Annotated in this window: 20 protein-coding genes; 6 read left to right on the plus strand and 14 right to left on the minus strand. The window is 42.1% G+C overall.

Going from position 1 to position 24,726, the window contains the following annotated elements; all coding sequences use genetic code 11:
- Positions 1-675, minus strand: coding sequence for a sigma-E factor negative regulatory protein (locus tag G4Y78_RS22050; protein WP_163835051.1), 675 nt, complete (start codon positions 673-675; stop codon positions 1-3).
- A 104-nt stretch (positions 676-779) separates the two neighbouring features.
- The gene (gene rpoE, locus G4Y78_RS22055) at positions 780-1,364 is read right to left on the minus strand and encodes an RNA polymerase sigma factor RpoE (protein WP_163835052.1); all 585 of its coding nucleotides are present in this window, start codon (positions 1,362-1,364) and stop codon (positions 780-782) included.
- 514 nt (positions 1,365-1,878) lie between these two features.
- Here rpoE and nadB point away from each other — a divergent pair.
- Positions 1,879-3,489 (plus strand): L-aspartate oxidase, encoded by a 1,611-nt coding sequence (nadB, locus tag G4Y78_RS22060; protein ID WP_163835053.1) that lies wholly within the window; start codon positions 1,879-1,881, stop codon positions 3,487-3,489.
- A gap of 13 nt (positions 3,490-3,502) precedes the next feature.
- On the opposite strand, the gene G4Y78_RS22065 is transcribed toward nadB, so the two are convergent.
- Positions 3,503-3,964 (minus strand): protein YgfX, encoded by a 462-nt coding sequence (locus G4Y78_RS22065; RefSeq protein WP_163835054.1) that lies wholly within the window; start codon positions 3,962-3,964, stop codon positions 3,503-3,505.
- Positions 3,964-4,221, minus strand: coding sequence for an FAD assembly factor SdhE (locus G4Y78_RS22070; RefSeq protein ID WP_163835055.1), 258 nt, complete (start codon positions 4,219-4,221; stop codon positions 3,964-3,966). The genes G4Y78_RS22065 and G4Y78_RS22070 overlap by 1 nt, the downstream gene beginning before the upstream one ends.
- 168 nt (positions 4,222-4,389) lie before the next feature.
- Here G4Y78_RS22070 and ygfZ point away from each other — a divergent pair, with 168 nt between their 5' ends.
- Both ygfZ and G4Y78_RS22080 read left to right on the plus strand, forming a co-directional pair.
- Complete coding sequence (gene ygfZ, locus G4Y78_RS22075) at positions 4,390-5,415, plus strand: CAF17-like 4Fe-4S cluster assembly/insertion protein YgfZ (protein ID WP_163835056.1); 1,026 nt, start codon at positions 4,390-4,392, stop codon at positions 5,413-5,415.
- Positions 5,416-5,551: 136 nt separating this feature from the next.
- Positions 5,552-6,388, plus strand: a complete 837-nt coding sequence (locus G4Y78_RS22080) for an HDOD domain-containing protein (RefSeq protein ID WP_163835057.1) — start codon at positions 5,552-5,554, stop codon at positions 6,386-6,388.
- A gap of 88 nt (positions 6,389-6,476) precedes the next feature.
- On the opposite strand, the gene G4Y78_RS22085 is transcribed toward G4Y78_RS22080, so the two are convergent.
- Positions 6,477-12,338, minus strand: coding sequence for a transporter substrate-binding domain-containing protein (locus G4Y78_RS22085; protein WP_163835058.1), 5,862 nt, complete (start codon positions 12,336-12,338; stop codon positions 6,477-6,479).
- Between the two features lie 157 nt (positions 12,339-12,495).
- On the opposite strand from G4Y78_RS22085, the gene G4Y78_RS22090 reads away from it, so the two are divergent.
- Positions 12,496-13,014 carry an aminoacyl-tRNA deacylase gene (locus tag G4Y78_RS22090; protein ID WP_163835059.1) on the plus strand — a complete coding sequence of 173 codons (519 nt, stop codon included), beginning with the start codon at positions 12,496-12,498 and terminating at the stop codon, positions 13,012-13,014.
- Between the two features lie 108 nt (positions 13,015-13,122).
- On the opposite strand, the gene mmsB is transcribed toward G4Y78_RS22090, so the two are convergent.
- From mmsB to G4Y78_RS22115, 5 genes are all read right to left on the minus strand, one after another.
- Positions 13,123-14,019 (minus strand): 3-hydroxyisobutyrate dehydrogenase, encoded by an 897-nt coding sequence (gene mmsB / locus G4Y78_RS22095; RefSeq protein ID WP_163835060.1) that lies wholly within the window; start codon positions 14,017-14,019, stop codon positions 13,123-13,125.
- A gap of 50 nt (positions 14,020-14,069) precedes the next feature.
- Positions 14,070-15,203: an enoyl-CoA hydratase/isomerase family protein gene (locus G4Y78_RS22100; RefSeq protein ID WP_163835061.1), complete on the minus strand. Its 1,134-nt coding sequence runs from the start codon at positions 15,201-15,203 to the stop codon at positions 14,070-14,072.
- 32 nt (positions 15,204-15,235) lie between these two features.
- A complete protein-coding gene (locus tag G4Y78_RS22105; protein ID WP_163835062.1) occupies positions 15,236-16,057 on the minus strand; it encodes an enoyl-CoA hydratase in 822 nt (273 codons plus the stop codon).
- A 9-nt stretch (positions 16,058-16,066) separates the two neighbouring features.
- Positions 16,067-17,227 carry an acyl-CoA dehydrogenase family protein gene (locus G4Y78_RS22110; protein WP_163835063.1) on the minus strand — a complete coding sequence of 387 codons (1,161 nt, stop codon included), beginning with the start codon at positions 17,225-17,227 and terminating at the stop codon, positions 16,067-16,069.
- A gap of 160 nt (positions 17,228-17,387) precedes the next feature.
- Positions 17,388-18,890 (minus strand): CoA-acylating methylmalonate-semialdehyde dehydrogenase, encoded by a 1,503-nt coding sequence (locus G4Y78_RS22115; protein WP_163835064.1) that lies wholly within the window; start codon positions 18,888-18,890, stop codon positions 17,388-17,390.
- 158 nt (positions 18,891-19,048) lie between these two features.
- On the opposite strand from G4Y78_RS22115, the gene G4Y78_RS22120 reads away from it, so the two are divergent.
- Positions 19,049-19,948, plus strand: coding sequence for a helix-turn-helix transcriptional regulator (locus G4Y78_RS22120; protein WP_230425634.1), 900 nt, complete (start codon positions 19,049-19,051; stop codon positions 19,946-19,948).
- Here G4Y78_RS22120 and ung read toward each other — a convergent pair.
- Positions 19,934-20,617 (minus strand): uracil-DNA glycosylase, encoded by a 684-nt coding sequence (ung, locus tag G4Y78_RS22125; RefSeq protein ID WP_163835065.1) that lies wholly within the window; start codon positions 20,615-20,617, stop codon positions 19,934-19,936. The two genes, G4Y78_RS22120 and ung, sit on opposite strands and share 15 nt — an antisense overlap.
- 116 nt (positions 20,618-20,733) lie before the next feature.
- Here ung and G4Y78_RS22130 point away from each other — a divergent pair, with 116 nt between their 5' ends.
- Positions 20,734-21,678, plus strand: a complete 945-nt coding sequence (locus G4Y78_RS22130; protein WP_163835066.1) for an HDOD domain-containing protein — start codon at positions 20,734-20,736, stop codon at positions 21,676-21,678.
- Between the two features lie 27 nt (positions 21,679-21,705).
- On the opposite strand, the gene G4Y78_RS22135 is transcribed toward G4Y78_RS22130, so the two are convergent.
- The 3 genes from G4Y78_RS22135 to lysS all read right to left on the minus strand — a co-directional run bounded on the left by G4Y78_RS22135 (position 21,706) and on the right by lysS (position 24,725).
- On the minus strand, positions 21,706-22,005 hold the full coding sequence (locus tag G4Y78_RS22135; RefSeq protein WP_163835067.1) for a hypothetical protein: 300 nt from the start codon (positions 22,003-22,005) through the stop codon (positions 21,706-21,708).
- 161 nt (positions 22,006-22,166) lie between these two features.
- Entirely contained in the window at positions 22,167-22,871 is a 705-nt protein-coding gene (locus tag G4Y78_RS22140; RefSeq protein ID WP_163835068.1) for a TetR/AcrR family transcriptional regulator, read from the minus strand.
- A gap of 348 nt (positions 22,872-23,219) precedes the next feature.
- Positions 23,220-24,725: a lysine--tRNA ligase gene (lysS, locus tag G4Y78_RS22145; RefSeq protein WP_163835069.1), complete on the minus strand. Its 1,506-nt coding sequence runs from the start codon at positions 24,723-24,725 to the stop codon at positions 23,220-23,222.
- Position 24,726: the final 1 nt, after the last annotated feature.

A 24,726-nucleotide genomic window follows, 5' to 3' on the forward strand; every position in this document is an offset into this window, starting at 1 on the left:
CTACTGCGTCTCAAACTTATTTACCCGAGCGAAGGGTAAAATACCTTGACCATTAGTAAGGGCTGAGTGCTCAGCATGTTGCATCAAATAGGACTGAATACGTGTTTGAGTTGCCTGATCAACTGCCTGAGGCTGAAGCAAACGAAGCGAGTTTGCAGGTGCTGTCTGGGTAGCTGCAACCGGTGCTGCACCTTCAGGATAAGAAGCTAGTTGTGAAAGTGGATTAGCTCCCGCACCAGCATATTTCGCATTGGTTTCAGCCGCTCGTTCCTGATCAGTAGTTGCAGCCAGCTGTTGTCCGGGCTGATTTACCTGTTCAGTTTGAAACACCTGTACACCTACAACCACAGCAAAGGCAACTGAAGCAGCAACAGCAACACTAGCTAAAGGTTGTAGCCAACGCCCCACAGCAGATTTTTCAGCTCCATTGCCAGAGCTAACTTGTAAAGCTGGCTCCTCCTTTATTGCGGTACTCACTGCTGAAGAAATATCAATAGCGGAAAACTGATGAGTTTCATGCCGCATGGCCTCACCAATTAGGTGATATCGAAATGATGTTTGCCTAACGCCATCATCGTCTTGTGACTGTTTCAACAGCCGATGTATTTCTAGTTCACTGGCCTCACCGTCGATGAATGCGGACAACGACTCGCACAAACGTTCATCTTGATTCATGAGGCACCTCACAAGAATGGCTATATTTTTGTCGCATTTTGTTCTCTTTCATGCCTAACTTTAAGTAGCTTAATTTCAATAATCCAATAACCTATTATCAAAAATTAAGCCTGGTTTATTAATGGTCTGATCTGTTTATCAATTGCTTCCCTGGCACGAAAAATACGTGACCGAACAGTACCTACTGGGCACTGCATAACTTCCGCAATTTCTTCATAACTCAGACCATCAAATTCGCGTAATGTCACCGCTGTTCTCAGGTCATCAGGCAAGCCCGCAATTGCCTTATAAACCACTTTTTCTACTTCATCACGAAAAAGCCGATTTTCTGGTGACTCAATATCCTTGAGGGGATTTTGCCCTTCAAAGTATTCAGCATCTTCAGTATCAACGTCAGTATCAGGTGGACGTCGCCCTTTAGACACTAAGTGATTCTTCGCTGTATTTATCGCAATTCGATACAGCCATGTATAAAATGCGCTGTCTCCTCTAAATTTATCAAGTGCCCGGTAAGCTTTGATAAACGCTTCTTGAGCAACATCCTGAACTTCCTGGTGGTCATGAATGTAACGACTAACCAGCCCCAGGATTTTGTGTTGGTATTTCATTACCAACATATCAAAAGCACGCTTATCCCCCTTTTGCACTCGCTCAACTAATCGTTGATCTGAGTCTTGCGCACTTACCATCGCCACCTCCCCAGTTCACTGGCTAAAGACTGCAGTTGCAACTGAAAGCCCTGTGGGAGTTGCCGAAGCATCACATTTTGTTCTGTTGTGTAGACCATACTCAATAACAAAAGTTCTCTGCTTTTTAGGATAAGTCATCTAACCATGCCACGCAGGATTTAATGAACCAACTCATCCAATTAACACTACTCAACTACCTTAAAACTGCTCAGTTATCTGCTTGACCACCTGCTGTTTACTTATTGGTCATTATCTGCTTAGTTAAATCCAAATAACAACAGTTGCAGCCTTTTAATAGAAAACAACTTTCTATTTCCCGACGGATAATTGATTCACTCAATCGGCTTAAGTTCCTTTCAGAACTTCAAGTCCTTTCACAAAAACGATTGATTAGTACCACAATAGTTACGCTATCTAATTAACAGTTTTGATGTCGTTAACATGCTAGCTCCAGTGAAGGTAATGCAGTTATACTAGCGCTTTCGTTAAATGCCGATTGGTTAGCTCCCACCCTATGAAAACAGCCCACCATTTTGATGTCCTCATTATTGGAAGCGGTGCAGCAGGTTTAACTCTAGCCCTTCACTTGGCTGAACAAGCCAGCGTTGCTGTATTAAGCAAAGCAGATCTTGCTGCTGGCTCAACTTACTGGGCTCAAGGTGGCGTTGCTGCAGTAATAGACAGCGACGATACCATAGAAGCGCATATTAACGATACTGAAAAGGCAGGGGCTGGACTGTGTCACCTAGATGCAGTGAAATACACTGTCAGTAATAGCCAAGAAAGCATTCAATGGCTTATTGATAGTGGTGTACCTTTTACCAAAGATAAAAAAAGCAATAATGGTTTCCATCTAACCAAAGAAGGTGGGCATAGTCATCGAAGGGTTATCCATGCCGCCGATGCCACTGGTCAAGCAATTTTTGAAACTCTTATAAAAAAAGCCCAGACACATCCCAATATCACCTTACTCGATCAGCGGGTTGCTGTTGATTTAATCAATAGCAAAAAATTTGGCCAAGGCCACAACTGTTGTATAGGTGCATATGTACTCAACCTCAACACAGACCAAGTGGAATTATTTCAAGCAAAATTTACAGTACTTGCGACGGGGGGGGCCAGCAAAGTTTATCTGTACACCAGTAATCAGGATGGGGCTTCTGGTGATGGCATTGCAATGGCTTGGCGAGCAGGTTGCCGAGTCGCTAATATGGAGTTCAATCAGTTTCACCCAACCTGTTTATTCCATCCCCATGCAAAGTCTTTTTTAATTTCTGAAGCAGTACGAGGAGAAGGAGGTAAACTCCTGCTACCAAGTGGTGAGCGCTTTATGGATCAATTTGATCCCCGTGGTGAACTTGCTCCGCGAGATATTGTGGCGCGAGGCATCGACCATGAAATGAAACGCTTGGGCTTAGACTGTGTTTTTTTGGACATCAGTCATAAGTCAATCCGATTTATCGAGCAACACTTCCCAACCATATTACAACGTTGTGCCAGCTTTGGTATTGATATCACCAAAGACCCCATTCCAGTAGTGCCTGCAGCTCACTACACCTGCGGTGGAGTCTTAGTCGACCAGTATGGCCAAACCGATGTTCCCAACCTTTATGCCATAGGTGAGTCCAGTTTTACTGGGTTACACGGCGCAAACCGTTTAGCAAGCAACTCTCTGCTTGAGTGCATTGTTTATGGCCGCTCAGCCGCCGCAGATATTTTATTAAAACTACCCAATACCCAAACAACACCTGCGGTACCTGAATGGGATGAAAGCCAGGTGACAGACTCTGATGAGGACATCATTATTGCCCACAACTGGGAAGAGCTACGACGTTTTATGTGGGACTATGTGGGTATTGTTAGAACCAATAAACGCCTACAAAGAGCCAAGCACCGCATTGACCTATTACAACAAGAGATTTATGAATTTTATAGCAACTACAAAGTCAGTAATGACTTAATTGAGTTGCGCAACTTGGCTGTAGTGGCAGACTTAATTATTCAGTCAGCATTGCAACGTAAAGAGAGCCGGGGATTACACTATACGCTTGATTACCCAGAACAACTGCCCGTTGCCACTGACACGGTCTTAACCCCTGAAAGCTTTTTAGGAGCCAATTTTTAGTGCTGTTTAACGATTAAAGAATGCTGTTATCTGGCTCAGTAGCAAAATCATGGCTTAAAATTACCCGCAAGCGACGATAAGCATCTTTATCTACAGAGTCAGGTGTAATAACCAAAGAATGTCTTAGTAGTTTGCCCAGCTTAATTCGAACAATGGTTAAAGGAAGCGTGATAAAACAGTCATCTGCCAACTCTCCTTGAAAAGCGGTTTGGTTGTTCGCTATTAGTTGCCATTGAGTTAAATCTAGCCTTCTCAACTCAACAGTACTGCCCGGTAACCGTTTTAGCCCATATAAAAACAACTGATAGCAACCAACTCCTAATAACCCTCCAACCATTACTAACTTATACAACAGGTGAATATTGGCCAGCCAGCAAAGCAAAATGGCAAGTCCTGTATACAAGCAGACAATATACATGCATAAACTTTTTGAAGAGCCAACTGTTAAACTCAGCTGGCGAGCAGGATCTAGCATTAGTCTCGGGGTTGCACCCGCTCCAGAATAATATTGACGATACGAGCCAAATCTGGATCGTCTGGACGGTTCTTTTGCATAAACCAGCCAAACATATCCTGATCCTCACAGCTCAGCAGTTTTTCATAGCGGGCTTTATCTTCCGGGCTCAGCTGCAGATAAGCTTCTTTTAAAAAAGGCACTAACAGTACATCCAGCTCCAACATACCACGCCGACTATGCCAAAATAACCGATTGAGTTCAGTTTGTGATTTCATAACAAGCCTCTACTACTTTGAGATAAGGGTATGTTTCCACCCCTCTGGCATTATAAGCGTCCTTCACAAATTACGCATTTATTGATAGTGATAATCTCAGTAATATGTCAGTCGCTTTCTCTTTTACCATTAACAATTTTATCATCAACAACAGGTTAAAAGTTCGACATGATAACCACATGGCAATCATTTCTTATTAAACAAGGTGCAACCTTTGATGATCATCAATTGATAAGTTTTCAAAATACTTTCAAGCCAGCAAGTGCATCCCAACAATCGATCGTTAGTGACCTAGAGCCACTAGGTATTTTGCAGGTCACAGGAGAAGGCGCTGAGCAGTTTTTACAAGGACAGCTGACCTGTGATGTAAAAGCTCTGACTGTAAATACCCTAGCGTTGGGCGCATGCTGTAATAACAAAGGAAGAATGCTTGCCAACTTTTATATACACCGACTACCTGACCGTTTTTGGCTGATAATGGATCGTCACTTAGTCAACCCAATGACTGATGAGCTAAAAAAATACTGTGCTTTTTTTAAGGCAGAAATGACTAATCTAACGGATCAATATGTAAAACTTGGCTTTTCAGGCCCAGCTATTTCCGAGCTTTTGAATAGCCAACAATTACCGATACCCGAAGCCGGAACAAGCCTGACTTTTGATAACCAAGTAATTTGCCAGCTACCCAATCAGCCTTTTTGTTATCAAGCTTGGCTAACCGAAGCAACTGCAATTAAGTTATGGGAAAACTTACCTAATGAGGTGAACCCAGCCAACTACAGCCAATGGCAATTACAAGACATCCAGTCCGGATTAGCCTGGTTGAATAAAGAAACTCGCCTGGAATTTATTCCTCAACAATTTAATATGCAGGCAACTGGTGGCATAAGCTTTAAAAAGGGTTGCTATACAGGTCAAGAAATCGTTGCACGCATGCAATATTTAGGGAAACAAAAAAATCACCTGTATCGCATTCAATATCAAGCTGACCAGCCTATTAAGAGCATGACCCCCCTGCGATCCCACTCACATACAGCAAGTGTTGGCCATTTAATTAATGACACCAAAGTAGCCGACAACCAATACCAAGCCCTAGCGGTATTGCAGGATAAAGCCGTTACTGCAAATGATTTATATTTTGCCAATCAGCCAAATGAAAAAGTGACATTACTGGATTTGCCCTATACTGTCTAAAAAGATACTACGCCCCAGGCGAAAGGGGTCGCAATTCAATTAAGGTACGGCAACCTCTTTGCCTGGGAGCAATATTTCGTTCGCCAGATAAACGGACTATATTATTCCCGGACTGATTAACTTGGGCAACTCCCTTATGGCTAACCTGTCAGAAAAAATTGAAGAAGAGATTTTAACTGCTCTTAAAAACGATGAATTAAGTCTACCAACACTTCCAGAAGTAGCACTGAGAGTACGAGAAACAGCAGAAGACCCGGATGCAGGAGTTAACGAGCTAGCAAAGGTGATAAGCAATGATGCAGCAATTACCGCTCGCATCATAAAAATTGTCAACTCTCCGCTGATGCGCACCAGCCGCGAAATCGATAATATCCAAATGGCAGTTAACCGGCTGGGTATGACCTACAGTGCCAACTTGGCAACTGGGCTGGCAATGGAGCAAATGTTCCAGGCTACTTCTGATGTTGTTGATAAAATGATGCGTGATGTATGGTCTAAAAGTACTGAAGTAGCCGGCATCTGTAATGTGCTTTGCAGACACTATACTAAGCTACAGCCCGATCAAGCGATGCTAGCTGGTCTCATGCATAAAATTGGCGCATTACCTGTACTGACTTATGTAGAAAATTTACCCAATATCCCCGATAGCATTACCTTGGCTCATGTAATTGAAAAAACTCACCCTAAACTGGGGACCAAAATTCTTGAGGCCTGGGACTTTCCTAGCATGATAGCCAAAGTGCCAGAAGAATATATCAAGTTTGATCGCGATACTCCAAAAGTGGATTACGTTGATATTGTTATGGTCGCCAATTTACAGAGTTTGGTCGGTACAGGCCATCCTTACACAGAAATGGACTGGAGTTCGATTAAAGCTTTTGAAAAACTAGGTTTAGATCCGAATGTGGATATGAATGAAGCAGAAGACTTGAGTGATGAAATGGAAGCTGCCATGGCGCTATTATCACAGTAATGTGTGACTCAACTAAATCATCCAAAAGCTCAATTTTTAGCCCCACATACACCAGGTGCTTCAGTATTAGGCACCTGGCGATGTGTAATTAAGGAATATTATCTTCCACTAAATGTAACGCTTCATCAAAATCAAAATTATCTATTTTTTCACCAATTTGACCTAATAGCGTTGGATCAAGAGTCTTGGTTAAGTGGGGCATCAACTTCTGCCAAACAGCCATCACTTCCGTATCACCACTGGATAACATTTTCTTTAACTGGAATAATTCATCAGCAGAAGGCGCACCAGTACTGTCGTTTTCGCAATTGCTTTCTGTTGTGTCTACAGCAGTTTGTAACTCAGTAGCCGTCTCTTCTTCAGCAATGATAACACCTGGCAGCAGGCTAAGCTCTTCTGCTAAAGTTTGCGAATGAGATTTTAATTGATTAAATACCTGCTCAGCCTGCTCAAACTGCTCTGCTTTAAGTAGCTTTTCTAGCGCTAAGCAACTGTCTTGTAATTCATTCGCTCCTATATTACCAGCAACTCCTTTCATCGTGTGTGCCAGATAAAGGGCTTGCTCCCAATCTTGATTAGCTAGTGTTTCTGCTAATGACTGCAAATTAGCTGGCTGCTGATTAATAAAATCCCTCAGGATCTTGCAGTATAAAGGCTGATTTTGCATTACTCTGGATAGACCAGCGGCTAAATCAATAGAGGATAACTGCTCTGGCCATTCCAGTTGAGGCTGACTGACTCTTTTATTACTAATAATGGGCTTGGTTTTTAACCACTTGGCAATCATTACACTCAATTCATCAGGATTTAATGGTTTTGCAATATGGTCGTTCATGCCAGCTGCCAAGCATTTTTCTCGATCTCTCCGCATCGCATGCGCCGTCATTGCTACAATAGGTAATTTATCAAATTGAGGCATGCTACGAATTTTTTCCGTAGCCTGAAAACCATCCATTTCTGGCATTTGAATATCCATAAATACCAGGCGAAAACTTTCTTGTTGAATTTTCTCTACAGCTTCTCGCCCATTATTCGCAATAACCACATCTAAGCCTAATGCTAATAATAACTCCTGAGCAACCTGCTGATTAATTTCATTATCTTCCGCCAACAACACTTTAGCACCCACCAACTGTGGAGCAATTTGAGTAAGCTGTTGACTACCTTTTAAGACTCTTGCACGGTACCAGCGATCACAGGTTCTTAAAACTGTTTCTAATAAAACCGAAGGACTAACAGGTTTAATTAAGAAACCATCCACGGCACCTTGTGCCTGTTGCATAATTTCTTCCCGCCCATAAGCCGTGACCATGACAATTGCTGGCACTTTAGCAAGCCCTTCCATTTGTTTGATATAAATTGAAGCATCGATGCCATCAGTATCTGGCATTCTCCAATCCATCAACACTAGCTCAAAGCAATCACCAGGGGTTTGGTTAGCTTGCTTAATAAACTCATAGGCTTCATTCGCAGAGCTTACAGCCTGGGGTCGTAGGCTAAAGGTTTCCAGCATATCTGTCAGTACAGTTTGCGAGGTTTCGTTATCATCTACAATCAGCACCCGAACTCCTTGCAACTCTTCGCTAAGCCTCTTTAACTGATCTTCTGAACGATGAATGCCCAGCTTAGCAGTAAATACAAACTCACTACCCTGCCCCATTTCACTAACAACTTTGATATCCCCACCCATCATGGCAACCAGTTTTTTACAAATGGCCAAGCCTAAGCCCGTGCCACCAAACTTACGGGTAGTTGATCCATCGACTTGAGAAAATGAGTCAAATAGTCGACTTAACTGACCATCACTGATACCTATTCCGGTATCTTTTACTGAAAAAACCAACTCGACTTCTTCATCTCCTTTTGAGCGAACCTTGGCACTAACAGTCACTTGTCCTTTACGGGTAAATTTAATGGCATTATGGGTTAAATTAATTAATACCTGACCCAACCTCAGTGGATCACCAATTAACTGGCGTGGAACATCAGGCTCAATTTGATACACCACTTGAAGATTTTTCTCTTCTGCTTTAACGCCCATCATGCTCGACAAATTATCAAAGACTTCTTCCAAGTCGAAATTAATGGACTCCATGTCCATTTTGCCTGCCTCTATTTTTGAAAAATCGAGGATATCATTGATGATGCCTAATAAAGCATGAGAAGAAGACTTGATTTTACTGATATAGTCGTATTGTTTTTTACTTAATTCCGTTTGTAATGCCAGGTGGCTCATACCAATAATTGCATTCATTGGTGTGCGAATTTCATGGCTCATATTGGCTAAAAATTCACTTTTGGCTAAATTAGCTTGGTCTGCAGTTTCTTTCGCTTGCCTAAGGGCTTCTTCTGCTTGTTTTCGATCGGTAATATCCCGGCTGGACATGAAGACATAGCCTTCATCGTCATATTCCATAAAATTAGCTGTCACTTCTACAGGATAAACAGAGTCATCTTTGCGCCGCCGCAAAGTTTCAAAGGTTCTGGGTTTACCACGAGTCAATACATTCCACAGTGACTCCCAGGCACGTTGATTTAACTCTGGGTCAATATCAGTGACTTTTTTATTTAATAATTCTTCCTGTTCATAACCCAGTGAGCGACATAAAGCCATATTGACATAACGATGACTGCCATCCTGGCGCACCCAAAGAATATCATCTGCAGAGTTATCCAGTGAAAACCGCGCTAATGATAATTCTTGTTGGCGGGTTAATTCTTCCGTGATATCAACATGGGTACCCACAGCACGTAATGGTTCGTTTTTACGATTACGTTTAACTACCTTACCGCGGGTTTGAATTGTACTGTAACTGCCTTCTTGGCGACGAACCCGGTAAGTACACTCAAAACTGTCATTTTGAGTAGCAAACATATGATCTAAAAATGCAGTAGTTTGTGCTTTATCATCTGGATGAATTAAATCTTCCCAAGCTTCTTTTGTACCTTCTATCGTATCAGGCTGATAACCTAGCATTCTGGCAAAGCGAGGGCTAAAATAAATTTTTCCTTGTGGAATATTCCAATCCCACAGTCCATCTGTAGCTGCATCCATTGCCAGTTGGTAACGCTCTTCACTCCGACGCAAGGCATCTTCAGCATCTTTACGGGCTCGACCAATAGCAATTAATTCTCCGGCCCGCCATAACAAGGCTACTTCTTCACTGGTCCAGGTTTTATCCTGATCGACGGTCACTTGTGCAATCGAACCAACCACTCGCCCAGATAACAACATCGGTACATGGATAACTGAACGAATATTGAGAGACTCTAAATAATGACGAGCAGACGAAGGCTCATGTATACCAAAACTACCTAACGACCACTGACACACTTCGCCTTTTAACGGTCGACTATCCAATACTCGAAAATGCTCAGTTAGCAGCTGTTGCTGTTGTTCTGTATAATCAGGCATGGCTTTAACATGCCAGTTATGAGTAATATCTGCACTTTTATAATCCGTCTGATAACTCAGCACATAACTTCGGTCAGCCCCCATAAACTCGCCGATCACCCGAATCGTATATTGAATGGCTTCATCAAGCTCACGATCCATAAATTGTCGGGTAATATTGCTAATCATCCGATCCATTTGCGCCCTCATCCGTAAGGCTTTTTCCGCCTTATGCCGTTCATCAATTTCCCGGGATAAGCGCCAATTCCAGTAAATAATCAGCAATATAATCGCAAGGGTAATAACCACCCCAACGATAAATTCTTTTGTGGGCTTCCATACTCTGGGCTGAATCGAAATCCACTTGCCTTCGATTTCATTTTTTTCTTTGGTAGGAATACTGCTTAATACTTTATTTAAGATGGTGCTAAAAACTTCCCAACGGCGGTTAGTTGCCATTCGATAATGGTAGTTATACCCTACTTCAGCAACGCTACGTAAATTGGTTATTTTAGTCTGGTCAATTGAGTAAGAAAGCGTAGCCCGGTTAACAATCATCGCATCAAACTGGCCAAGAGAAACTTGTTTAATACCACTCGCAAAGTCAGGGACATTTACAAACTCAATATCAGGATATCGAGACTTAATAAATTCTGTTGGCTCAAAATCAGGTAAGGTTGCCACCTTTTTACCTGACAAATCCTTTATTTTTTTGATGCTATCATCTGTACTACGGGCAATAATATCAGTTGGAATTTCCAGGTAAGGCTGGGTAAATGACAAAGACTTAGCAAGATCTTCATCCCACGCTATGACACTGACCATATCGACTTCATCGTGGCGTAACTTTTCTTTTGCAGCCTCCCAATTAGCCGAAGGGATATACTTCATGGTAATCCCTAAGCGCTTTTCAATAATATCGATATATTCAGCTGCAATCCCCTGGTATTTACCATCTTCATTTAAAAACTCAATGGGAGGATATTTTGGATCACCCGTAAAAGTAATGACAGGATGATCAACCAGCCATTGTTTTTCCTCTTCAGTCAACTCCAATGGAACTGCTTCATCAGAGAAATAACGAAACTTAGGATCAGCTAACCAGCGCGCCTCCATTTCCCGAAATTCTTCATGGGTTATAAGACTCAATCCTTTATTAATATCGTTTAATAAATCTTTACTACGACCTTTTATCACCCCAGCATGAAACTTTTCTCGAAATGAAAATTGACTGGACGCTTTTATTTCACCTACCAATCCCAATGTGTTTAGCAAAATATTAATCGACACTTGCTCAGCAATAAACGCATCAATTTGCTTATCCAACAGAGCCCTGATCAGTGCTTCATTATTTTCAAAGGTAATTACCCGCGAATCAGGCCATTGCTTTTCAATATGCCCTTGGTGAGATGTGCCTCTTACTACCCCTAGTCGCTTACCGGCTAATTGCTCTTTGTTACGAACTGGTTTACCTGAAGTGTCATAAAATAATACTGAACTCATTTCATAAAAAGGCTGTGAAAAATCCAGCCATTCTTTACGTCCAGTAGTCTCAGAAAGTCCCGAATGGATATCAACATCCCCCACCTGAACCAACTCAAGGGTCTCCTGCCACTCAGTGGCCTTAAAACGTACTTGCTTGCCACTTTTTTTGGCCCAAAGCCGCCATAAATCAACAAAAAAACCAGCGGGCCGACCTTTTGAATTTAAAAATGATAAAGGAGGAAAGTCAGTATCAATTGCAACGATTAAAGCACCACTGGTATAGCTTTGCGTTTGTTCCAGCCACTTGTTTTCCATCACCTTGCGATCAGCCGCTGAAATTTTTTGCATACCATCCCGAATCAATTCTTCAATGGCTGCATTATCAGGATTTACCGCAGCGTAAAGGGTACGCTGATAAAGTGGTTGTTCTGCTTGGTAATTATACTCTCGGGAAATACCTTGCTTCGCCATTAAAAACCGTAAAGTAGGCCCACTACCAACAAATACACGGATTTCCCCTGCCTGAGCAGCTTTCAGCATCGCAATATTATTATGGTAGTTAACTAGTGAAGCATCTTTCAGGCGGCTTTCAATTTCATAAGCAGTGTCAGCACCACTGATAACCCCTATTTTAAATCCTGCTAAATCTTGCAGACTTTTTACGCCCAACACATTCCGGTGGTAAAAAAAGTAAATACTGCTTTTCCCCACAGGCGTTACAGCTTTTAGATCAACGGCTTTTAACTCCTTGGTTAATAAGCCAGCATGAACATCCGCATGCCCCCTTGCCACCATTTCCGCTGCAACAACGGCAGGGGCACCTAAAAAGCGCACCTTAACATTGGCTTGTTCAGCCCAACGACGCCATAAATCAATAATAAAACCGTTGGCCTTACCCTGATCATTAGTGAACTGATAAGGCTCCTGTCCTAATGAGTAAGCAACAGTAATCGTGTCATGTGATTGAGGCTGAGCATTGCTAGCTTCATTACTTGCCACAGCTAACTGAGAAAAGCAGCTAACAACAACCATCCATAACTGGAGCATTAGAAAAAAAGTAATTCGCTTCATCAATAAACCATGGCAATGCTGACTAAGATAATTCATTTTTATCAGTGGATTATAACCATTGCAGGGTGATGAAAGAAACGGGGAAATAAACCATTATGGTTGTTCTATAATTTAAGAGAATCCCTGTTTCCTGGCTTCGGGAATAACGGAGGCTGCTATGGCTATTCCCCAACTTACCGAATACTTACAGGAAAAAAACATTCCTTTCAGTATTCATGAGCACTCTGCTGGCTTTACAGCACAGGAAGTTGCTCAATCCGCTCATATCCCAGGCAAAGACTTTGCCAAAACAGTCATGGTAAAAGTTGATGATGTTATGTCGATGGTTGTCATGCCATCAAATTATGCCATCGACCTCAACACTATCAGCGAATATCTTGGTGCAGTAGATGTTGAACTAGCCCATGAGAGTGAATTCAGCGATTTATTTCCTCATTGTAAAACTGGCGCAATGCCACCATTTGGCAACTTGTTTGATATCCCTGTTTACGTGGCTGAAGCATTAGTTGCTGACCACAAAGTTGCGTTCAACGCAGGCAATCATAATGAAATTATCCGCATGGAGTACCGTGATTTCGAGCGTCTGGTAAAACCTAAAGTCGTACGAGGAGGTTTTTATACACAAAGTGGACATTTTGAGCATGACCGCCCACGAATGGGGGTAGTCAAACATTAACTAAAAGGAAGAACTGTCGCCCAGCCCGAATATTTCGTCAGCTATCAAAATCTAAAACTGATGTGGTGTGATGAAATATTCGGCCGAAATGAGTCAATAGTTAAAACACTAAACCAAGTCCTTATCTGCCTGATAAAAGCACTGGATGCTGGAAAAATCTAACTGACCATTTCCCTGAGTAGCATGCAGATTAAATAGGTTTCTTGCTAATGCACCTAACGGTGTACTAGAGTGACTTAACAACGCCGCTTGCTGTGACAACCCCAAATCCTTCACCATTAAATTCACTTTAAACCCACCTTGATAGTGATTACTTGCTGGAGACATATCCATAACACCTGGGTACGGGTTATACAGCTCAAGCGACCAGTTTCTACCAGAACTTTGCACCAAAATATCTGATAGTACTTTAGGGTCCAGACCATTATTAACCCCTAACTGGATAGCCTCTGCGGTACCAGCCATATGAATAGCCAGCAACATGTTATTGCAGATTTTTGCCATCTGCCCCGCGCCATGATCACCCGCATGTAAAATATTTTTTCCCATTGCAGAGAAAATGGGCTGTGCAGCCTCAAAACCTGATGTTGATCCTCCCACAATAAAAGTTAAGGTACCTTCCTTGGCCCCTTTAGTGCCACCAGAAACAGGGGCATCTAACATAGTAATACTCCGCTTAACCGCCGCTTCAGCCACGTTTTTTGCAGCATCTGGGGCTATTGTACTACAGTCGATCACCAAGGTTTTTGGGTCAATTTTCTCTATCAACCCTTCATCCTTTAAGTACAGGCTTAAAACATGCTCACTGGCAGGCAACATGGTAATTAGACAATCTACGTTTTCTACTACTAGTTGAGCATTATCAACCGCCATTGCACCTTCTTGAACGAGCGGCTTTAGCAGCGCAGGCACCAAGTCAAATACTTTAAGCTCAAACCCAGCTTTTAACAGGTTGTGAGCCATTGGCCCCCCCATGAGTCCTAAGCCAATAAATCCAATTTTCATACATCCCTCATTATAATTTTGTTTATGCTGCAACAGTTGTTTATGATTTGTTATTTCAATAAATGTTTTAATGGATTCACGTCTTCAGCCCACGGTGCTTGAAAATGTCCCTCGACCCATTCAGTGGGTACCTCTGCAACTGACTTATAGTACCAACCAGGCTGGTTATCACGATCGATTAGCCTCGCTCTAACCCCCTCGGCCAAGTCAGGATGTAAGCAACACTGCACGGATAAAATTAATTCCAATTGAAAGGCATCCGCCAATGATAAGTGACGTCCGCGTTGAATTTGCTCCCAGACAATCCAAGCGGTAGTTGGACAACCATTGATATAGCTTTGTAAAGTACCTGTTAACCAGTCATCCTCTGGTTTTGCTGCATGATATTTTACAGCTACATCAATATCTAGCAAAGAAGCTAAACCAAATAACAAGCGTATACTTTGCCAGTGTTCAACAATTTTAGACGCAGGAAGATGACGCCAGGCTTGTTTTTCTAAAGGCTTTAATAAGCGTCCCACTAACACTTTATTGGCTGTATCAGTTTGCTCCCAATCCGCTTGAATTAACGTGTCCAAGCATTCTGCTTTTAATTCAGTAGAAATAAAATAATCAGCAAAACCTAAGCGAATACTATCAGCCGCATTAAGTGCAGCTCCCGTTAAACCAATAAAACATCCTAAATCACTTGGCAAACGCGATAAAAACCAGGTTCCAGAAACATCTGGGTATAAACCAATATTAATTTCTGGCATGGCAATTTGACTGGTTTCAGTCACTATTCGATGACTGGCACCAACCATTAAACCAAGCCCTCCACCCATTACAATGCCACTTCCCCAACAGATGATGGGTTTTGGGTAAGTATGAATTAAATAATCCAGTTGATACTCGTGTTGAAAGAATACAGTGGCATGCTCTAAACGGTGGTCCGACTGTTCTGTGAGCATTAGGTATAATTTTCGGATATCACCACCCGCACAAAAGGCTCGGCCTCCTTCACCTTCCAACCAAACAGCAACAATATCAGGCTGGCTCCGCCATTGTTGAAGCTGCTGAAAAATAGCCATGATCATTTCTAAATCAATAGCATTCAGCGCTTTCGCTCGATTCAAGGTAATTTTAGCCAGTCGCTTTCCCTTACTAACGGGTAACTCTTCAAATAACACCGCAGACTGTGACATTAATAATCTCCTAGCCACTTATTATTTATCTTCTAACTATTTTTCCAAACAGCTGGCCGCTTTTCTAAAAATGCATTAACCCCTTCCCGCTGATCTTCCGTATCAAATAAATCAATAAATAGCTCTCGTTCAATTGGTAATGCCTGCCACATAGGATGAAATCGGGCTTTTTGAATTAACTGCTTACAGGCGCGCACACTGGACGGACTTTGTGTAGCAACATTTTCTGCAAGTGCTAATGCCATTTCCTTGGCTTTACCTGATGACACCTGTTGTTCAGCTAAGCCAATTTCCACTGCTTTTTCGGCAGTAACTCGTTCCCCACAAAGAATTATCCGTTTCGCCCAGCCTTCTCCCACTAGCCATGGCAATTGCTGGGTACCACCGGCACAAGGCAATAACCCCACAGACGCTTCAGGTAGTGCCAGTGCTGCATGAGCTTCAACTATTCGTAAATCACAAGCTAATGCGCACTCTAACCCACCACCCATTGCATAACCATTGATAGCAGCAATAGAAACCCCTTGATATTGGCTTAACGTTTCAAATGCTAGGGCAAATTGCTTGGCAATCTCTCGGGCTTTAGCTTTATCACCATCAGCAAACATTTTTAAATCAGCTCCAGCTGAAAAAAACTTTTCTCCCTGTCCCGTAATTACCAAACTATAAATAGAGCGGTCTTGATTTAATAATTCAACAATCGTTTTTAATCCCGACAAACTTTCACTATCCCAAGTATTGGCTGAGGGATTATTAATGGTGATCAATGCTGTATGGCCAATTTTTTCAACAACCAATTTATTGGTAATTGCTGTTAACTGCCCGGCTGTTACAGGTTCTAGTTCTTTTTTCATCGAATGTCCTTAGAAAATCGTTTCTAATCCATTTTCTATTAATAAGCGCCTGGCAATAATAACCCGCATTATTTCATTGGTACCTTCCAGAATTTGATGCACCCGAGCATCTCTAACATAACGCTCTAATGGATATTCTTTGATATAACCGTAACCACCATGCAACTGTAACGCTTGATTACAAATATCAAAACATAAATCAGTTGCCAACCTTTTTGCCATAGCGCAATAAGTGGAGGCCTGACTGGATTGCTGATCCACGTGAAAAGCAGCCAAACGCACCATTTGTTGTGCAGCAATTAAATGGGTAGCCATATCAGCAAATTTAAATTGCAGCGCCTGAAAGTCCGCTAATGGTTTACCAAATTGCTGGCGTTGCTGCAGATAATCATGGGACTGTTTCAATGCAGCTTGTGCGGTACCTAAAGAGCAAGACGCAATATTAATTCTCCCGCCATCTAACCCCTGCATGGCTATTTTAAAACCTTGCCCTTCTTCACCTAATCGCAAGTTAACCGGTATTTTTACCTGATCGAAACTAATCGTGCGAGTCGGTTGGCTATTCCAACCCATTTTATCTTCTTTACGCCCATAGCTAATTCCTTCTGAATCTGCCGGCACTAAAAAGCTGGAAATACCTTTTGGCCCAGCTTCACCCGTTCGAGCCATTATCAGTAATACATCCGTTGAGCCAGCACCAGAAATAAACATTTTGCTGCCACTTAATAAATAATACCCCCCTTTTTTGGTAGCACTGGTTTTTAATGAAGCTGCATCAGATCCTGCATTGGGCTCCGTCAAACAATAAGAGCCCAATACCTCTCCTGTAGCTAAACGGGGACACCATTCTTCCAATACCGTAGACTGACCAAACTTACAGGCCATCCAGGTCACCATATTGTGGATAGTCAGATAGGCAGTGGTCGATGTACAGCCTTGTGCTAATGCCTCAAAAATTAAACTGGCATCTAGCCGACTTAATCCCATTCCACCTTGTTCGACAGGCGCATAAATTGCGCAAAAACCCAAGTTACCCGCTTTTTTAATCACATCAATGGGAAAGTGTGCTTGCAGATCCCACTCTGCTGCTTTTTCAGCTAATTCTTTATCTGCAAATTGTTTTGCCGTAGCCTGAAACGCTAACTGTTCTTCTGATAAATTAAAATCCATATTTTCTCCTAACGAGACTTCTACGAAAGGGGGTTGAAAATAAGCCTAGTGTCCGATACAGAGTGATAGAGTGTCCTGGACAGCTAAAATTCTAAAGACCGAGGATAGCTTTATAGAGCGGTGGAAGAATACCCTATTACTCCATATTTTTTCTCCCTCTCTAACGTAAATGGATAGTCATATTAGGTGATGCACTCATACCAGGGTCAAACCAACGGGCGGTCACGGTCTTGGTTTCTGTATAAAAGCGTACGGCCTGCTTACCATAAGCATGTTGATCACCATAAAACGAGCCTTTCCAACCAGTAAAGGAGAAAAAGGGTAATGGCACAGGAATGGGTACATTAATACCCACTTGCCCAACTTCAATATAATGCTGAAAGTGTCGTGCAGCCTGACCAGAAGCTGTAAAAATAGAGGTACCATTGCCATAAGGGTTCTGATTAATTAACTCAATAGCCTGATCAAGGGTATCCACACATAACACAACAAGTACTGGCCCAAATATTTCTTCCTTATAAATACTCATCTCAGGCGTAACATCAACAAACAAAGTCGGCCCAATCCAATTACCATCAGGTGCTTCTGGTACCTTGCAATCTGAACCATCTAATAAACAAGTGGCACCTTCTTCTTTGCCTTTCGCAATAAAACCCAACACTCGCTGTTTAGCTTGTGGTGAAATTTGTGGTCCATAGCTAGCCTCTGGATCATCCCATAAACCTGGCCTAACATTAGCCATGGCATCTCGTAAATCATCCAGGCAGTTTTTAGCCTCACCCACCATCACGGCTACACTGATCGCCATACAACGCTGACCAGCAGCACCAACACTTGAGCCAACTAAATTACTAACCACTTGCTCTTTATCAGCATCTGGCATCACTACCATATGATTTTTTGCACCAGCAAAAGCCTGTACTCGTTTCAAATGGTCTGTACCCGTTCGATAAATATGCTGACCAGCAGCCACTGAGCCAACAAACGATATGGCTTTCACCAGCGGATGAGTAATTAATTGATCTACTTGCTCTTTATCACCATGCACTACTTGCAGTATACCTTTAGGGAAACCAGCTTCCACTGCCAGATCTGCCAACTGAATAGGTGTCATAGGGTCTTGCTCAGATGGTTTCAACACAAAGCTATTACCGCAAGCAATGGCCATCGGGTACATCCATAGCGGCACCATAGCTGGGAAATTAAACGGCGTAATGCCCACACATACCCCAAGAGGCTGTAAATAGCTGTAACAATCAATAGCTCGGGCTACATTCTCTACAGTTTCCCCCATCATTAAGCTACTGACATTCGCAGCCTGCTCAACCACTTCAATCCCACGCCATACATCACCTTTCGCATCAGCCAGGATCTTTCCGGTTTCTTTACTCAACGTAACAGCTAAATCCTCCTGATGTTGTTTCAACAGTGCCTGATACTTCAGCATTAATCTGGCTCTTTCTGGAGTGGGCACCTCTCGCCATTGATAATAAGCTTGCTGTGCACTAACGATGGCCGTTTCGATTTCCTTGCTAGTTGTACAAGGCGCTTCACACAACACCTCTTGTGTCGCAGGATTGGTGACAGAAATACGACGTTTTGCTTCACTGACACTGAACTCACCATCAATAAATTGATTTAAGCAGTTAGGTTGAGTAGTCATTGTTAAGTTACCTACTTGATGGGTAATGATTATATTGTTGTTATTATTGATGCCACTGTTTTTGCTTTCGATATTTATGTCCCTATTACTTCTTTCCCTTGTAACATGGTTACTTCTGATCCAGGATTAACTATCTTGGTAGAAAACTGGACTTTATTGTGGTTTTATCAAAATCAACTACCGAACCTGAACTCACTTCTGGTTGGCCTTTATCAAGCAAGGCTATTCGTTACATAACCTCAGACTCACTCACTAGGCAATTAAGCCTGCACCCACTTAGTCAGCACTGTTACCCTCTAGGGTTTGGTTATTATCCTCAGGCCAAACTCCATCAAATGGAGCGCCACCAGCATGTGGACCATTTATTAATTTACTGCGTTGCAGGGGAAGGCAAACTACACACTCAACTATCACAATTCACCATAAGTACAGGCGACCTAGTAGTATTACCCCGTGGGTTATCACATCAATATCAATCAGATAATAATAATCCCTGGTCAATTTACTGGATACATTTTGACGGGGTATTGAGTGATAGTTATGTACAACACTTATTACCTGAAACGGGTAATGTTAAATTACCACTTGGTTTACACCCAGAGCTGGTGGCCAGTTTTGATACGTTAGTTTCATTACATCAGGCCGCCTACCAGCTTAGCCCCTTGATTTATGCAGCCAACCATTTAGCTCAATTACTCAGTTTAGTGGCTGTCATTAAACCGCAATTACAGGCTGAACATTTTGATTTACAAAAAGTGTTGAGTAATATGCAAAAAAATATTCACGGTCAAATTAAATTAGAGCAATTGGCTGCCAATGTTAATTTATCCAAATATCACTTTTGCAAGCGCTTTAAAGCTCTGACCGGCCACAGTCCTATTCAACACTTTATCCATTTAAAAATGCAGCGTGCCTGTTATTTGTTAGACTTAACGAATCAGCCCATCTCAGCAGTAAGCCAAAACTTAGGCTATGAAGATGCTTATTATTTCTCACGTTTATTTAAGCGAGTGATTGGGGTCCCTCCCAGAGAATACCGAAAATTAAAGCGAGGGTAATTGCCAGTCTATTGGCTCCATCCCTTGCTGCTGCAGATAAGTATTAGTTTGTGAAAAAGGACGACTGCCAAAAAAGCCACGATGAGCAGATAATGGTGAAGGATGCGCTGATTTAATAACCAGATGCTTGTTTGTATCAATAAAACTGCCTTTACGCTGTGCATAACTACCCCAGAGGATAAAAACAACTCCTTGGCACTCCGCATTTAAACGAGCAATAACCTCGTCAGTAAACTGTTCCCAACCTTTTCCTTGATGAGAAGCTGCTTGTCCCTGTTCAACTGTTAGCACACTGTTTAACAGCAATACACCTTGTTTTGCCCAGTGTTCCAAAAAACCATGATTGGCGGGAGGAATGCCTAAGTCCTGCGCCAGCTCTTTATACATATTCACTAAAGAAGGAGGAATTTTAACTTTTTGTCTAACAGAAAAACAAAGCCCATGCGCCTGTCCAGGGCCATGGTATGGGTCCTGCCCCAAAATTACCACTTTTACCTGATCAAATGGCGTAAGTTCAAAAGCTTTAAAGTATTCTGATCCTTGAGGGTAAATCACTTTCCCAGCCCGCTTTTCCGCTTGTAAAAAAGCACGCAGGCTTTTCATATAATCTTTATTAAACTCCTCAATCAGGTGTTCCTTCCAGCTCACCTCTAACTTCACATCAGCCATCTGCCTGCTTCACCCTCACTTACTGTCATTCAAAGTGCTATTATAACCATCATAGGATGCGGCTATAAAGTCACTACAATTGACGAATAGTTTTCGGAAGTAATACCAAAATAAACATGGCAACGGCTCCCCATATTCAAATAGCACAACAACTAGAGCAAGGTAAAAAACCGCTTCCTCGTCTTCCTGAAACTGTGGTTACTATTCGCCAGATTATTGCCAACCCCAGCCATCACCAAAATGACATTATTCAATTACTGGAGCAAGACCCCGTGCTCGTCGACCAGCTGATGAAACTGGCTGACTCGCCACTCTTTCATCAGACGACCCCCCCTATGGATTTACGAGGAGCTCTTCAGAGGTTAGGAGAGTATGCCGTTAGCAACTTCGTTTTAACCTATACAATAAAAAAACTGTTTCCATCTGACTCCAAGCTGGCCAAACGCTTTTTAGCTAATTACTGGCAGCGCAGTATCGCACTGGCAGCTATCAGCGCTATCATGGCTAAATATATTTCTCAGTTAAACACTGATGAAGCGATGCTTGCCTCTTTATTACAAGACTCCGGCTGCATGTTACTTATTACTCACTTAGCCCAAGAACCAAATTTGCTTGCTAGTGAAAAAAAAGTAAAACAAATGTGTCGCAGTTTAAATAGTCGCTTAGCTAGCTTACTGTTAAATCACTGGCATATGCCGATATCTTTTATAGAAGCAGCAAAACAACGGGTTAACTGGCAATATTCTGCCCAACAATATGACTTAACCAGTCACTGTATATTAGCAAGACACCTTTGGCTAACCAGTCAGGCCAAACCAATTAAACTGATGGCTATTGAAGACTTACCGGCCTACCAGCTATCTCCCCTCGTTCAACATACACTTCCTGCCAATACTCATTTAATGGACTTTATTTACCAAGATGCCTGTGAAATGACTGAAATGCTCGGTGGTCAAGTGAACTTCTACCCACACAAAAGAAGCAGGAAAAAGTCTAAGGTAACTACTCGCCCGTCTTTATTGCAAACAGTTAAAGGCTATTTCCAACGTAAAGACAAGTAGCCACCAACACGACTAGTAACTAAACGGCTAGTTTGACTTACAAGGAATAGGCTTCTTATTTTTATAGGTTAATACCCCAGCAACACCTGGCTTTTTCTGATGACTCATCACTAAATAGCCACCAGCACAATAGGCTAAAAATGGTGCGGGGTTATGTGAAAGAAACTGTTCTTGCCCAGGATCATTTTTAATTAGGTTAAACTCAGCCAAATAAACTGAATCTTGCTCAGTAGAGTGGCGGAGATACCCATACCAATCCAGCATAAACACTGTTGCTATCACGCTAACTACAGCAACCACTATTAGTATGATGGGTTGATTTTTCATAATGACCTCAAAGCTTGAGTAAGTTAAGTCAGTAGATTCTTACACCCACAGCCTTTATTGTCACCACTTGTATAGTGCTATTTTCTACAGTTGGATTACTTGCAACATAGCTCTATTAACCCGCCATGCTGCAAAGTACTAAGTTTAACCAATGTAGTTTGTTAGTTTATGGTTTCCTCATCAGGAATTTGCAGCACCAACTGAATATGTCGCTGTATAAATGCACGGATATATTCTCGCCCATAACGGTTTGGATCCAGCAAACAGCAATATTCTGCATCAACTACGACTGCCTTGGTCAGTGCCGCATCAAGCTCTGGCTTAGCCGTACCTAATAGTTGATAAAAGCGGGTTAGATCCTTTAGCAAATTCTGGTGATGTAAGTGTACCAGCTGTCGTAAATGCGAAGACCTAAGTGCTTCCAGCAGAAAAGCCTGCTCTGCAACAAGTTCATTACGACGCTCTGTCACTTGTTGCTCGATATAACATACGGCAAGTTCAGTAAAATGTTTAAGTAAATGTCGCCTAGTTGTTTCAGTAGTCTCTGACTGAGACAACTGTTGTTTAATCGCTGCTTCAGCTTCAATCCAGAAATGACTCAGCCTAGCGTTACCTAATTCGACAAAGTAAGAAAAAGTGTCACTGATTAAATCATTAATATCCTTAAAATAGTAAGTGGTTGCTGATAATGGCACGCTGGCGGCTTTTGCAATTGCGCGATGGCGAACGCCACGTACCCCTTCCTTGATTACAATATTAAGCGCTGCTTCCAGAATAGCCCGTCGCCGTTGCTCACTTCCTACTCTACTGGCTTTACGCCCTTGATAAGGAATGGACTGCTCTAGCTGCTCCCTTAATTCAGACATGATTAGTAAGATCCCGTCACTGTACTTTTTTACTGCTCAAGAAACGGCTTGCTATTGATATAGAAGTACCTATTAACTACCAATAAACCGGATGAGCGATTTTTTAATTTTGTTTATAAAATTAATTCTGAGTTTAAAAACACTTTAACTGAAAGCTCAAACAGCATTCACTTCAGGCTAAAGCGATAAAAAAGCTAATCACCAAATTAGGACAAAATCCCCGTAAGGAATGCCAAATTTTAGAAATCAGTAAAGTGCTTTTAACTTTGAAAACGCCTTAACATTTATAATTAAGGCGACAGTGTAAGGATAACTGACCATTGAGCCACAACTCAATGGTCAAATGCGTCAAATTTCAGTTTGTGGTTTCATGTGAGGGAAAAGTAACACATCACGAATCGATGCAGAGTTAGTAAACAGCATAACTAAGCGATCAATACCGATGCCCTCTCCTGCAGTTGGTGGTAAACCATACTCTAGAGCATTAATATAATCTGCATCATAATGCATTGCTTCGTCATCACCTGCTTCTTTTTCAGCCACTTGCTGTTGGAAACGCTCTGCCTGATCTTCAGGGTCATTTAACTCAGAAAATCCATTGGCAATTTCCCGCCCCCCCACAAAAAACTCAAACCGATCAGTTACAAATGGATTTTCATCATTGCGTCGAGCAAGTGGAGAGACTTCTGTCGGGTATTCAGTAATAAATGTTGGCTGATCTAAACGGTGCTCAACGGTTTTTTCAAAAATCTCAATCTGCACCTTGCCCAAACCATAGTTGTCTTTTAATGGAATATCTAGGTTTTCAGCGACTTTACGAGCAGACTCCAGGTTGTCAATATCACTAGCCGTTAACTCTGGATTAAAGTGCAAAATAGAATCAAACACAGTCATCCGTTGAAATGGCTTAGCAAAGTCATACGAGCTGCCTTGGTAGCTCACTTCATTAGAGCCCAACACCTGTTGAGTAACAGTACGCAACATGTCTTCTGTTAAGTCCATTAAATCATGATAATCTGCATAAGCCTGATAAAATTCCAACATGGTAAATTCAGGGTTATGCCGGGTTGATAAACCTTCATTACGGAAGTTACGATTAATTTCATAAACCCGCTCAAAGCCACCCACTACAAGACGCTTGAGGTATAACTCTGGTGCGATACGTAAATACATATCAATATCCAGACTATTATGATAAGTAATAAATGGCCTTGCTGCTGCCCCACCAGGAATAACCTGCAACATAGGTGTTTCCACTTCCATAAATGCCTGGTTATTCAAATATTGGCGTATCGCTGCCACGATTTGGGTTCTAACCTGAAATACTTTACGTGACTCATCATTAACAATTAAGTCTACATAACGCTGACGATAGCGCATTTCAGTATCTTCCAACCCTTTATGTTTATCTGGTAATGGACGCAGTGCTTTTGTTAATAATTGCACTGATTCCATATCCACATAAAGGTCGCCTTTACCAGAGCGCTGTAATGTCCCTTCAGCACCAATAATATCACCTAAATCCCAGGTTTTAATATTCTTGAGAACGTCCTTAGATAGTATTTTACGATTAACGTATACCTGAATCCTATCACTAGCGTCTTGAATAACAATAAAAGCACCCCGGTTCAACATAATGCGACCAGCGACTTTTACCCGAATGCCTGCTTCAGTCAGCTCTTCCTTCGATTTATCCTTGTATTTGACTTGCAAATCTTCGGCTAAACTATCGCGCCGAAAGCCATTGGGGAAGGCATTACGCTCTTCCCGAATGGCTGCTAGCTTTTCCCGGCGCAATGCAATCAGCTTATTTTCATCCTGTTGCTCAACTGCACTCTGAGTGTCTTCAGTCATA

Origin of the sequence: Spartinivicinus ruber, from assembly GCF_011009015.1 — a bacterium.
Lineage (GTDB): Bacteria > Pseudomonadota > Gammaproteobacteria > Pseudomonadales > Zooshikellaceae > Spartinivicinus > Spartinivicinus ruber.

Coding starts and splice junctions, on each gene's coding strand:
- G4Y78_RS22050 (WP_163835051.1), bottom strand. CDS start 675: ATGAATCAAGATGAACGTTTGTGCGAGTCGTTGTCCGCATTCATCGAC.
- rpoE (WP_163835052.1), bottom strand. CDS start 1,364: ATGGTAAGTGCGCAAGACTCAGATCAACGATTAGTTGAGCGAGTGCAA.
- nadB (WP_163835053.1), top strand. CDS start 1,879: ATGAAAACAGCCCACCATTTTGATGTCCTCATTATTGGAAGCGGTGCA.
- G4Y78_RS22065 (WP_163835054.1), bottom strand. CDS start 3,964: ATGCTAGATCCTGCTCGCCAGCTGAGTTTAACAGTTGGCTCTTCAAAA.
- G4Y78_RS22070 (WP_163835055.1), bottom strand. CDS start 4,221: ATGAAATCACAAACTGAACTCAATCGGTTATTTTGGCATAGTCGGCGT.
- ygfZ (WP_163835056.1), top strand. CDS start 4,390: ATGATAACCACATGGCAATCATTTCTTATTAAACAAGGTGCAACCTTT.
- G4Y78_RS22080 (WP_163835057.1), top strand. CDS start 5,552: ATGGCTAACCTGTCAGAAAAAATTGAAGAAGAGATTTTAACTGCTCTT.
- G4Y78_RS22085 (WP_163835058.1), bottom strand. CDS start 12,338: ATGAAGCGAATTACTTTTTTTCTAATGCTCCAGTTATGGATGGTTGTT.
- G4Y78_RS22090 (WP_163835059.1), top strand. CDS start 12,496: ATGGCTATTCCCCAACTTACCGAATACTTACAGGAAAAAAACATTCCT.
- mmsB (WP_163835060.1), bottom strand. CDS start 14,019: ATGAAAATTGGATTTATTGGCTTAGGACTCATGGGGGGGCCAATGGCT.
- G4Y78_RS22100 (WP_163835061.1), bottom strand. CDS start 15,203: ATGTCACAGTCTGCGGTGTTATTTGAAGAGTTACCCGTTAGTAAGGGA.
- G4Y78_RS22105 (WP_163835062.1), bottom strand. CDS start 16,057: ATGAAAAAAGAACTAGAACCTGTAACAGCCGGGCAGTTAACAGCAATT.
- G4Y78_RS22110 (WP_163835063.1), bottom strand. CDS start 17,227: ATGGATTTTAATTTATCAGAAGAACAGTTAGCGTTTCAGGCTACGGCA.
- G4Y78_RS22115 (WP_163835064.1), bottom strand. CDS start 18,890: ATGACTACTCAACCTAACTGCTTAAATCAATTTATTGATGGTGAGTTC.
- ung (WP_163835065.1), bottom strand. CDS start 20,617: ATGGCTGATGTGAAGTTAGAGGTGAGCTGGAAGGAACACCTGATTGAG.
- G4Y78_RS22130 (WP_163835066.1), top strand. CDS start 20,734: ATGGCAACGGCTCCCCATATTCAAATAGCACAACAACTAGAGCAAGGT.
- G4Y78_RS22135 (WP_163835067.1), bottom strand. CDS start 22,005: ATGAAAAATCAACCCATCATACTAATAGTGGTTGCTGTAGTTAGCGTG.
- G4Y78_RS22140 (WP_163835068.1), bottom strand. CDS start 22,871: ATGTCTGAATTAAGGGAGCAGCTAGAGCAGTCCATTCCTTATCAAGGG.
- lysS (WP_163835069.1), bottom strand. CDS start 24,725: ATGACTGAAGACACTCAGAGTGCAGTTGAGCAACAGGATGAAAATAAG.